This is a genomic window from Acidovorax sp. LjRoot204 (genome assembly GCF_056175785.1).
On the sequence record NZ_JBGFFF010000157.1, the window covers coordinates 1 to 10243 of the forward strand.

The 10243-nt window shown below is 55.0% G+C and carries 14 protein-coding genes; 7 read left to right on the forward strand and 7 right to left on the reverse strand.

Annotated features, from left to right (window positions below; translation table 11 throughout):
* The first annotated feature begins 330 nt into the window (after positions 1–330).
* Positions 331–1113 (forward strand): carbon-nitrogen hydrolase family protein, encoded by a 783-nt coding sequence (locus AC04MI_RS20485; protein ID WP_476498553.1) that lies wholly within the window; start codon positions 331–333, stop codon positions 1111–1113.
* Positions 1114–1576: 463 nt separating this feature from the next.
* On the opposite strand, the gene AC04MI_RS20490 is transcribed toward AC04MI_RS20485, so the two are convergent.
* Entirely contained in the window at positions 1577–2461 is an 885-nt protein-coding gene (locus tag AC04MI_RS20490; RefSeq protein ID WP_476498554.1) for an AraC family transcriptional regulator, read from the reverse strand.
* A gap of 136 nt (positions 2462–2597) precedes the next feature.
* Between AC04MI_RS20490 and AC04MI_RS20495 the strand changes: the two genes are divergently transcribed.
* Positions 2598–3341: an SDR family NAD(P)-dependent oxidoreductase gene (locus AC04MI_RS20495; protein ID WP_476498555.1), complete on the forward strand. Its 744-nt coding sequence runs from the start codon at positions 2598–2600 to the stop codon at positions 3339–3341.
* Positions 3334–3645 carry a hypothetical protein gene (locus AC04MI_RS20500; RefSeq protein ID WP_476498556.1) on the forward strand — a complete coding sequence of 104 codons (312 nt, stop codon included), beginning with the start codon at positions 3334–3336 and terminating at the stop codon, positions 3643–3645. The genes AC04MI_RS20495 and AC04MI_RS20500 overlap by 8 nt, the downstream gene beginning before the upstream one ends.
* 61 nt (positions 3646–3706) lie before the next feature.
* Here the strand turns inward: AC04MI_RS20500 and AC04MI_RS20505 are convergent, their stop codons facing one another.
* Positions 3707–4558 carry a LysR family transcriptional regulator gene (locus AC04MI_RS20505; protein ID WP_476498557.1) on the reverse strand — a complete coding sequence of 284 codons (852 nt, stop codon included), beginning with the start codon at positions 4556–4558 and terminating at the stop codon, positions 3707–3709.
* Positions 4559–4658: 100 nt separating this feature from the next.
* On the opposite strand from AC04MI_RS20505, the gene AC04MI_RS20510 reads away from it, so the two are divergent.
* The gene (locus tag AC04MI_RS20510; RefSeq protein WP_476498558.1) at positions 4659–5654 is read left to right on the forward strand and encodes a zinc-dependent alcohol dehydrogenase family protein; all 996 of its coding nucleotides are present in this window, start codon (positions 4659–4661) and stop codon (positions 5652–5654) included.
* A 249-nt stretch (positions 5655–5903) separates the two neighbouring features.
* Here AC04MI_RS20510 and AC04MI_RS20515 read toward each other — a convergent pair whose 3' ends face one another.
* From AC04MI_RS20515 to AC04MI_RS20530, 4 genes are all read right to left on the reverse strand, one after another.
* Positions 5904–6332 (reverse strand): hypothetical protein, encoded by a 429-nt coding sequence (locus tag AC04MI_RS20515; RefSeq protein WP_476498559.1) that lies wholly within the window; start codon positions 6330–6332, stop codon positions 5904–5906.
* A gap of 24 nt (positions 6333–6356) precedes the next feature.
* Positions 6357–6551, reverse strand: a complete 195-nt coding sequence (locus AC04MI_RS20520) for a hypothetical protein (protein WP_476498560.1) — start codon at positions 6549–6551, stop codon at positions 6357–6359.
* Between the two features lie 213 nt (positions 6552–6764).
* Positions 6765–6899 (reverse strand): hypothetical protein, encoded by a 135-nt coding sequence (locus tag AC04MI_RS20525; protein ID WP_476498561.1) that lies wholly within the window; start codon positions 6897–6899, stop codon positions 6765–6767.
* A gap of 22 nt (positions 6900–6921) precedes the next feature.
* Entirely contained in the window at positions 6922–7143 is a 222-nt protein-coding gene (locus tag AC04MI_RS20530; protein ID WP_476498562.1) for a hypothetical protein, read from the reverse strand.
* Between the two features lie 110 nt (positions 7144–7253).
* Between AC04MI_RS20530 and AC04MI_RS20535 the strand changes: the two genes are divergently transcribed.
* Positions 7254–7559 carry a helix-turn-helix domain-containing protein gene (locus tag AC04MI_RS20535; protein WP_476498563.1) on the forward strand — a complete coding sequence of 102 codons (306 nt, stop codon included), beginning with the start codon at positions 7254–7256 and terminating at the stop codon, positions 7557–7559.
* Here the strand turns inward: AC04MI_RS20535 and AC04MI_RS20540 are convergent.
* Complete coding sequence (locus AC04MI_RS20540; RefSeq protein WP_476498564.1) at positions 7513–8475, reverse strand: hypothetical protein; 963 nt, start codon at positions 8473–8475, stop codon at positions 7513–7515. The two genes, AC04MI_RS20535 and AC04MI_RS20540, sit on opposite strands and share 47 nt — an antisense overlap.
* A 279-nt stretch (positions 8476–8754) precedes the next feature.
* On the opposite strand from AC04MI_RS20540, the gene AC04MI_RS20545 reads away from it, so the two are divergent.
* Together AC04MI_RS20545 and AC04MI_RS20550 are read left to right on the forward strand one after the other, a co-directional pair.
* The gene (locus AC04MI_RS20545) at positions 8755–8994 is read left to right on the forward strand and encodes a hypothetical protein (RefSeq protein WP_476498565.1); all 240 of its coding nucleotides are present in this window, start codon (positions 8755–8757) and stop codon (positions 8992–8994) included.
* A 99-nt stretch (positions 8995–9093) separates the two neighbouring features.
* Positions 9094–9369 carry an H-NS histone family protein gene (locus AC04MI_RS20550; RefSeq protein ID WP_476498566.1) on the forward strand — a complete coding sequence of 92 codons (276 nt, stop codon included), beginning with the start codon at positions 9094–9096 and terminating at the stop codon, positions 9367–9369.
* Positions 9370–10243 lie beyond the last annotated feature (874 nt).

A 10243-nucleotide genomic window follows, 5' to 3' on the forward strand; every position in this document is an offset into this window, starting at 1 on the left:
CTCTCGCACCCCACTGCCACACTTGCTCAGCTGTATCGAGAAGTGCCTGAGTGGGGCCATGTAGCTTTGAACTTCGAGCCTCGATTATCGGAGCTGCTTGTCACCCTGGCGCGAGGTTTAAAAAGGCGTGAAGTTGGCGAATTTCAAAACAACATCGAGCAGCTTTAATGAATATTAAATGAGTCGTGACTAATAATTTTTGCACTCAGAATTCGAAAATCTGCAATAAAATTTTTACAAATTTTATTTACRCGGGTTTAAATATTGAATATGGGTTGCGAATTATGGTTGACAAGGCGATATTAAGGCAATAAACAAATACTTTGAATAATGAAAAATATTATGGTTGTTGAGTGGCCCGATGGTCTCTTGCCCTATGGCATGGCGTGGGAGGCTATTCGAGAGGGCATTGGCCGTCGCAAGCCTGACGTTTTAATAACAAATGAAATGCCTTTCGGATGTTGGGCTCCAGTAATGGAGGACTACAGTTCTAAAGTTGCGGACTCATGGGTTTCGTTGCACGAAGAGGGGTTGGAGGCCTTGGCGAGTCTCGATGTCGGGGTTGTTATATCCAGTCGACCAGTAAAGCTGTCAGGAAGATTGGCTAATGAAGGATTTTCACTGGTCAATGGGCACTACCGGTCTCTTCACCACAAGCATTTTTTTCCTCAGGAGCAAGGTTGGTTTGAGGAAAGTTGGTTTTGCACTGGATTGCACGGGTTTTCTGTGCATGAAATTGACGGAATCAAGATCGGCTTCCAGCTTTGCACGGAGCTCATGTTCAATGAATATTCTCGGCATCTCGGAAGATTAGGCGCTGATTTGATCGTTGCTCCGCGTGCTACGGGGCAGCGTACAGACAATTGGTTATTCGCTGCACAAATGGCTGCATTTGTCGGTGGCTGTTTTGTAGCCTCCTCGAATCGTCAAGGAAGTGGGGCGCTGGGAGCCCCTCAATTTGGGGGTATGGGATTTATCATCGATCCTGCTGGAAAAATTCTTCTGACTACCGATGATAAGAATCCGATGGTAGTTTTGAATTTGGACTTCTCGGTGGCAAAAGAGCATAAATCAGCATATCCATGCTACGTCAAGGATTTCTCATTGCGATAAATAATGGATTCCGCTGATTAGAGACCGTTGATGTTGCGAAATCGCTCTGTTAAGATTACCGCGCAACTGTCCAGGCGCGCAATGCGCTTTTTGCTTGCTCGCTGCGTCAACGCAAAAAATACATCTGAGGGTTGAGATATACTGGCTAATTGCCCTGTCGAGACATTGAGAATGTTACATAGTTCAATCAACTGTCCAGCCAGAAATCGGAACATGGGCGATATGACAGTCGAGTTGGGGGTATCTAGTCAGCACTTCATGGTGGGTGGTTCGTGCGATCTAGCGTTCGAAGATCTAACTCAGGCTTTATAGCTGAGAGAATAAGTTTTAGAAGTCCATGGGGATTAAGCGTGCTGCCTTATTACAGTTTGGGAGTAGCTCATTTAGATAAGAGGGAATGCGTAGCGGCGTGAGGTCACAGAACTGTTCGCCAATGCCATACATCGGGCGCAGAACTATTTCTCTAAGTCAAAATCGATGAGCGAATACGGTCAGCATCCTTTAGAGGAGGCAGGCCAAATTCGCGGCTGTATTCGCGACAGAATTGAGTTGTACTCTCGTAACCTACCGCAAATGCCGCAGCGGTTACGTTAAGTCCACCAGATACCAGAAGGCCTCTTGCTTGCAGCAAACGCATTCGCTTTTGGAACTGAAGTGGACTCAGGGCAGTTACAGCCTTGAACTGTCTATGAAATGCGGAAACACTCATTTTTGCTTCCTCCGCGAGAGTGGAGACTCGAAGTTCCTTGTTGAAGTCGCGACGAATTCTCCTTATTGCGCGACTAATCCTAGACATAGCTGACTCTGGGGTAGCGATCTCCCTGAGAAGGGTGCCTTGAGGGCCCGTCAACACTCGATAGAGAATTTCTCTTTCATATATGGGGGCCAGTGCAGGAATCTCGTCTGGTCTTAGAGTCAAACGCATCATTCTCACCCAGGCGTCCATGAGTTCCGGCGTCACGGTGGCAACACAGAAGCCGGGATGTGCGGCTCTATCAATGGGAGATTCAGGCAAGTCTGTTAAAAGTTGTGCAACTACCTGAGGGTCCAGCGTGAGGCTGACTGCTAGGTATGGGGCTCCGGTCTTATCTGAGTGGACTGTTCCGACTGCGGGTAGATCCACAGACATTACAAAGTATGTGGCAGGGTCATACCGAAGGGTCTGATCTCCTACAGTGATGGTCTTGCTTCCTCGCAAAATGAGGTTGACCATAGGTTCATACACGGCGGAGAGTTGATGTTCAGGAACGTTGCCCTGTACCATCGCAACCCGAGGAATACCTGTCGCGGTTCTTCTGTTTTGCGCCGGAGCTGCTAAAAACTGTAGCTCATCTAGAGGTGTCTGCACAAGGCGAATCTTGCCGTGGCGGCGACATCGAGTCAACAAGAAAAGCAGGATTAGGCAATTTATAAGGACTTTTATCATCCCTGGATGACTGGCTGCGGCTTAACCTCACGGCTTCTGAATTTTCTTGGAGCCAGATATGAGCGTAGTGGTTATCACCGGTGGAAGCCGTGGAATTGGATCTAGTGCTGCTTTGGACTGCGCGCGACGCGGACTTGGCGTAATCCTGACTTTCAACAAAAATCCAACGTCCGCTGAAGCTGTCGTGAGGGAAATTGCTGCGGAAGGTGGCAAAGCCGTTGCTTTGCAGTTGGACGTTACCGTTAGTAGTACTCTCACTGAATTCGCAAACAAGGTTAAGAATACTCTCTCCACCGTTTGGGGCGAGACAACACTGGGCGGTTTAGTGAATAATGCTGGGTACGGTCTTTTTAATCCGATTGCGACGGTAAGCGAGGCTGAGTTTGACGGCCTGATGAATGTCCACTTGAAGGGACCATTTTTCCTCACGCAAGCACTTTTACCATTGTTGGGGCGGGGATCTAGCATTGTGAATGTAACAAGCGCTACGACGCGCGTTGCCACTTTCGGAGTCGCGCCCTATGCTTCGATGAAGGGCGGACTAGAGGTTTTGACCCGTTATATGGCGAAGGAATTTGGTGAAAAGGGTATTCGGGCGAATGCAGTATCCCCGGGCGCAATTCGTACTGAACTGGGCGGTGGTCTGACGCCTGAGTTTGAAGCACTGCTCGCATCTCAGACTGCTTTGGGTCGAATCGGCGAGCCGATAGACGCCGCGCGAATCATTTCTTTCCTTGTGTCGGCTGAGAGTGAATGGGTAAACGCTCAGTCTATCGAGGTTGCGGGGGGCTACTTTGTCTGAAGCTCTGGAGATAACATCGTTCAAGCTTGTTGGAGGCCTGAAGCTCAAGGACTTTATTGAAGCCAATGCGGATATAAACCCTTGGCTGCAGAAGCAGCCAGGCTTTATTTGGCGCCGCATTGGAATGCGTCCCGATGGTTATGTTGTGGACACTTTGCTGTGGGCAAGCTCAAAAGATGCGCATCGCGCTACCGCTGGTATCGTCACTGAAATGGCAGCTTCTCCGGTGCACGCTGCTATTGATCACAGTACCGTCGATTGGGTCGTTGTTGAGTGTGCTCACGTAATTTTTCCTCAGTCTTGACAGCCAACTGACGAAACAAAGGCAGTAAGGTGTTCTGGCCTCGCTGCCGTTGTTTTGGAATCTACTTACTGAGTCTTTTGACGACTAGTTCTACAAAGCGACTAAGCCTGGGCTGCCTTCGCATATCTTTGTGGTAGCCCAGCCAGGTTTCCCGAACTGGAGGGGCCTCACCCAAGTCAATCACTTCAATTCCCGGGAAAGAGTCTCCAAGTGGCTTCGGTAAAACAGCGAGTCCTGCACCGAGAGCGCAAAGACGTGCTTGCACCTCGCGACTATTGCTTCTGGCTACTATCTTTGCACGTGGAAGCATTTTTGTGATCCATGCAACATCAGGCATGTCTTGAAATGCTGTGTCCATGAGCACCAATCGGCAATTTTCGCCATCGCCGGGGGCTACCGTCCATGTATTTGGTGCGCCGTAAACCGCATATTCGGTACGAATGAGTTTGCGACTGACGACGTCGGGATCTTGGAAGGGCAGCATTCGCATGACGCAGTCGGCTTGTCGATGTGGAAGGCTATAGAGCCTGGGATCGGTCAATAACTCGACAACCACCCCCGGGTGGAGTGCATTAAATTCTGCAATGACAGGCGTTAGCAGCAAATTTCCAAACCAGTCAGAGCATGAGACACGAAGGAGTCCGGACAAGAGAGTTTCGGCCCCAGATAGCTCCCTAACTGCTGCAAACGTCTCGGCCTCCATTCGTTCGACATGAGCAAGTAACGCTTGCCCCTCATCTGTGGGAACGAATCCAAATTGTGTCCTTTGGAAGAGGACGTGACCAATTGTCTTTTCAAGCGATTTGAGCCGTCGCCCCATAGTTGGTTGCGTTTGCCCGAGCGCTCGCGCGGCTGATCCGAGGGTGCCTTCGCGCGCAATCGTGAGAAAAATACGTAGATCGTCCCAGTCCATGGACATGCATTTTTGCATGGAGGCATTGCGAGAAAAAGTATTTCCATGCCTTTTTTAAGTCTCTACAGTCACGTCATCACTTTTTTTCAGGAGCTCTGAGATGACCGTTGAGACCATGCGCGCAGTGCAAGTCGAAGCAGCTAACGCTGACTTCAAACAAGTCAAACTTCCTATTCCAGTCGCTGGGCCAGGTCAGGTTCTTGTGCGAGTTCATGCCAGTGGAGTCAATCCTCTCGACCTCAAGATCCGTGCTGGACAAGCTGCCCACGCACAGCACCCATTCCCAGCAATTCTCGGAATGGATCTGGCTGGGGAAGTCGTTCAAGCTGGCGACGGAGTTACGGATTTCGCCAGAGGTGACCATGTCTGGGCTATGGCAAGCGGGATTGGGGGCTACCAAGGCTCCATGGCAGACTTCGTAAGCGTTGATGCCCGTCAGCTGTCGAAGATGCCATCGAATCTTTCAATGCGCGAAGCCGCCGCTCTACCTTTGGTAGCAATCACTGCTTGGGAAGGTATCGTAGACGTGGCAAATGTGAAAGCTAACGATCGGGTTCTGATTATTGGTGCAGCTGGTGGCGTGGGTCACATTGCCGTGCAACTTGCAAAAGCTCGCGGAGCTGAAGTGTTCGGCGTGGACAGCGCCGAATCTGCTGACTACCTTCGTTCAATCGGTGCCATGCCTATTGATCGTCAAACGCCACTTGATGAATACGTCGAACGCTTTACTGCAGGTAAAGGCTTCGATGTTGTGTACGACTGCGTCGGTGCACTCGATGCAGCATTCCAAGCTGTTCGGTCTTTTGGCACGGTGACCAGTTCATTGGGATGGGGGACTTTCTCCCTAGCTCCATTGTCTTTCCGTTCCGCTCGTTACGCGGGGGTGTTTACTCTGCGTCCCATGCTGTCGGGTCAGGGACGAGAGGCGCATGGAAAGATTCTTTCAGAAGTTAGGGTTTTGGTGGAGCAGGGTAAGTTGTACCCTCGTCTCGATAGTCGCCAGTTCTTCCTTGACGACGCTGAGGCCGCACACAGTCTGGTTGGCTCGGGGAAGGCTGAGGGCAAGGTGGTGATTACGATTGCTGAGCCGATTTAGACCTTTGCTTGATTTTTTAGACTGAAATCCTGGTTGGCCTGTTGGCTTAATCGACCCGTGTATGAAATGGCCTTTGAAGTTTGTCCAACTTCTGGGGGCAGTTCAAATCCGGGTTGATTCACATCGACGAAGCACAATGACGCTATTGCCGCCTGATCGCGAACCAAAAAAGAACCGCCAACAAGACGGGGACCAGGCCACAGCCCAGTCCCCTTCAACGTTGGTGGCCAACGCCACCTTCGCCAGGCTTCACCCCAGCCTGCACAACTCCATGTTCACCTTGACGAGCTCAGACTCGTGAACCCACCCGAGGGTCGAGCCAGGACCGAACTCCTTGTCATTGACTCCCATTAGCTGCACCCAATCCTGAAACCGTCCCACCACCCTCAAGGTAAACCCCTTCATCAGGATCATCTTGGGCTTGGTGTCCACGTGCGGCACAGCCGTGTCAAACACCCGTGTGCCCACAAACACCGTGCGGTTCTTGACCTCTTTGCTCAGCGGCCGCACACAGGCCGAAGTTTCGGGCTGTGGTGCCTGCGCCCATGCGCCTTGCACCAGCGCCGCAGACAACAGGCTGCCAGCCCACAAAAGGGCAGGGCGGACGCTCCGCTTTGGTCTCTCTGACTGTGCTACCAGCCCAAGACCTTGAACCTGGTTATTCCTCGCTGTCTTCATTGCCTATCTCCTTTCCGCGCCAGATCAGCGCCCGTGCTTCTGCACGCACTCGACCAAAGTCTTCACAAAATCTGCCTGCAGGGTCTGCAGCGGAATCCCGCCCCGGCTCTCCGCAAACTCATCCAGGTTCTTGAGGTCGTAGCGCTCGCCCATCTTGTCCACCGCGCACTGACAGGTCTTCTTGCTGCTACCCCCATCGGTGCAGCCCTTGACCATCATTCGTTCGGTCTTGGAGCCAGAGCACCCGGTCAAAGCCAGTGCGGCACCCAACGTGAATGCGGTGATCGCCCCCCTGGAACCACTGATCCACGCTCGCTGACCCACCACCTGAGTTCTCGTCATCCGTGATCGCATAACCCCTCCTTGTTAAAAAAGAGCGCGCACCCAGCCACCCAGGCGCGCTCGTCGTCTTGCATACCTGCTCAATTCACCTCACCGCTTGCCACTGTTGGCTATCCCAATCAGCAGCCAGAGCGCGATCACTCCCAGCCCGAACCAGAAGCCCAGTGAGGCAAAGAACAGATAGACCATCAACCCACCCAGAATCAGCTGAGCCAGAAAAGCCATGGCACTCGCTCCTTCCTGGTTCTCAACTGGCCATCACAAACGCCACCATGGCCGCGATCAGCAAGCCCCCAATGAACTTGCCCAGTCCTGGTAGCACCATCACAGGCCATACCAACCCCTGACCCAGGTGGTACGCAAAACTCCGGTAGGGCTCATCCCCCCAGTTGTTCGCGTAGACCGCATACAGCAGCCCGATCAAGAAATAACCCACCAACACCCAACGACCCCAAGCAAACCGCTTCATGGCAATTCCTCCCCAAGTTGAAGCACTAACCACTCAAAATCCCCACGGAGTGCACAAAATGTGATGCAAACTCCGTAGATGCAAAGAAGGCAAAACCGCATCCTCCTGCGGTGTCTGCCAAACCCACGCCCCCGACCCATCTGCCCGACCCGGGCAACGTGCGCGAAGTCCTCGCGTACTGGATTCGGCTACTGCGTGTAGAAAAAGGCTGGTCCCAAGAGCGCCTGGCCCACGAGTGCGAACTGGACCGCACCTACGTCTCTGCCGTAGAGCGCTGCCGCTGGAACATCGCCCTGGCCAACATCGAGCGCTTGGCGCAGGCCCTGGGCGTTGAGCCCTGGACCCTGCTCAAACCCCCAGAGCAAGCGATCAAGCCCACACGCAAAGCCGCCCGAAAGACCCCCGCCAAAGCTTGAGCCTGCGTCCGAACGCAAAGGTACAGGCCCCTTCATTGCGAAGGCACCGGCTACCGTCCAGCGTGAGCGAACCCTGCTGGTAGACAAACTCCACCAGTTTCTGAGCCGCCTTGCGCTGCTCTTCCTCCGGCTCGAACGGCCCGGCAAACCCCAGCATCCGGATAGACAGCTTGGGAGCCTGATTCGGCTTCTCCTCGACCACCGCATACACCCGGTCCGAGCAGGACCCGAACTTCGGAGACACCTGCACCCCCTGGGCCGACACCGCCAGCACCTGGAGCAGGGCAGGACAGGCAGTCCCCGATCCGTTTTGCAGCAACAGCACTTCCTCTGCACCCACCGGCGCATGGTGCACGATGCGCACGGATTCCTCCTGAGGCGGTAGAACGGTTTGCCCGTTCAAAACAACCGAAGAATCTCCCTCCTGCACAGACACAACCCCAAACCGGGTCTTGACCTGTATCTCAGGCTCCTCGAGTGCCGACTCCACGCGAGCATCCCCCGCGTCAATCATCCCCAGCCAAGCAGAAGGTGACACACTGAACCCCAACTCGCCCAAGACCTTCGTGGCCTGTGCCTGACTGTCCAGTGGTCTTGCCCGCACCCCCTCCACCAGACATGGCATGTTCTGCACACACTGCGACAAAAGCCGCTGGCCCAGAGCRCTCTTCGGATCGAACACATAGGCCACCAGATCACCCGTCTCTGGGCTGACCTCGAACACCGCTCCCTGTTCCCCCCGGCGATCCAGCACCCCAGCGATCTCCAGAAATCCCGATATCGTCTGCACTGGCAACTCCGGCGCCTCGGTCTCCTTACGCTGGCAACCAGCCAGCGACCCACCCAGGCCCAACACCACCAACGAACCCGCTAACAGGCTGCGCGCAAGCCGCATCCTTTCAAATTTGGACTGCATAAAGTTTCCTCTCTATCGGTTAATGATATGTGATGCAAATGCATCAATTGAACGCCAACCAAAGACCATCGGTTGACCCATTGCTGAACGGGCAGGGATGAAGGAAGTGGCTGCGAGATCTTTGCCGCAGCCCAGCCGCTACCGTGTGTGTTGCTCCCCATGGTGCGAGAACATCCCTGCCCGTGACCAGCCGTACCCACGGATCTGCGCGAACTTCGTTGCCTTGGTACGATCCAAAGCGCACGAAACGAAGAACCAAACCAAGAACAGATCCCCTGAGTGAAGAACTTGCACCCCTCCATCCCGACGAACCGAACCACCACCGTGAACCGCTGCGGCTACTGCGGTGCCACCAGCTACCACCGGGTGGTCGCACGTGACGAGGCCGGCGTAATGCGCTACACCGAAACCCTGCAGTGCACGGGCTGCAATCGTGTGTTCGACAACCTGGAAATCTGGCGTCAGGGCGGGACGCAGACACCTACCCATCCTCAGGTGGTCTCCGCCCCTGCACATTGACCGTCCGGGCCCCTGTCTTGGCGTAGAGTGCTCCCTGTGCCAAAAAGGCCCTCCCTCGGCCAACACACAACTCCTCAGCACTCACCCCAACGTATTCGCATGTCCAGCTACTCCGAACTCCTTGCCCAGAAGAAACTCCTCGACGAACAAATCGCCAACGCCAGGAAGGCCGAGTCCGAACAGGCCCTCCAAACCGTCCTGCAACTCGTTCAGGAATTTGGATTCACGGCCCAGCAGGTCTTCCCTTGGAAGCCCCTGCCCAAGAAGGTCGCCGCCAAGTACCGGGATCCCGACACCGGTGCTACCTGGTCTGGCCGGGGCAAGCCGCCCCAGTGGATTGCAGGCAAGGACCGCACGCCCTTTGTGATTGCCTAATCGGCACGGAATTGGAGCCAGCCAGTGCGGATGCACTGTCTGAGCTCCCGCCGGATCACTGGGCGCCTCGGCCCTTGCCGGGAGAAAGTGCGATCGCTGAGAGGACGAACCCACAGTCCAGGTTGCCCTCCAACGTACGCGCCGACCAGACCGCCCTAAACTCCGCTGCTCGCACGGCCGCCTCGTGGTATGGGTAGGCGCCAGGGACCAAACACTGGTTGTGCCCCAATCCCCATCCAGGATGCACCCGGGTATCCAGGACGAGGAGTCCGGAGGCGTTCGTGCACACCACACTGCCTGATCCATCCCCCACCGGACTCCAGGGCCCCTCCACCCCCACTACCAACCTCCATTGAGGAGGAGGGCAAGGCCGGCGAGGAGTTCCCCGTTCCTCCCTGGCAATCGACTGCCAGAGAAGCAGGACCAGGCCACCCCGGTGAACCGTGTCGTGGCACAGCGCCAGCAAGTCCGATGGTTCCTGTTCCCAGACCCGCTGAGCATGGAACTCCGGCAGGAGTCGCTGCGCATGGCGCAACACCCCGGCCGCACTGGTCACCTTAGGTACTGCCACCCGCTGGCAGGTGAGCAAGGCCAACGCCTGCTGTAGGACCACTGCCCCCGTGCGATGGGGTGGTGCTCGATGCCTCACCAGAATCCCCGGCAGCACCTTGGCACTTGGTTCCGAATCCGGCCCACTGCGATAGCAAGGTACTGTCTCCATCACCAGCCCCACGGCATAGCGCCGAACCAGCCCTTCAGGCCCCCGCATGGGAAGCCCCCGGATCACCTGTTGCGGTTGCGCGCACCCCCAGTGCTTCCTGCTTGCGATGCAACTTGCCGCGCAGGGAGATCGGCGCAGGTGCTTGCCCTGTTC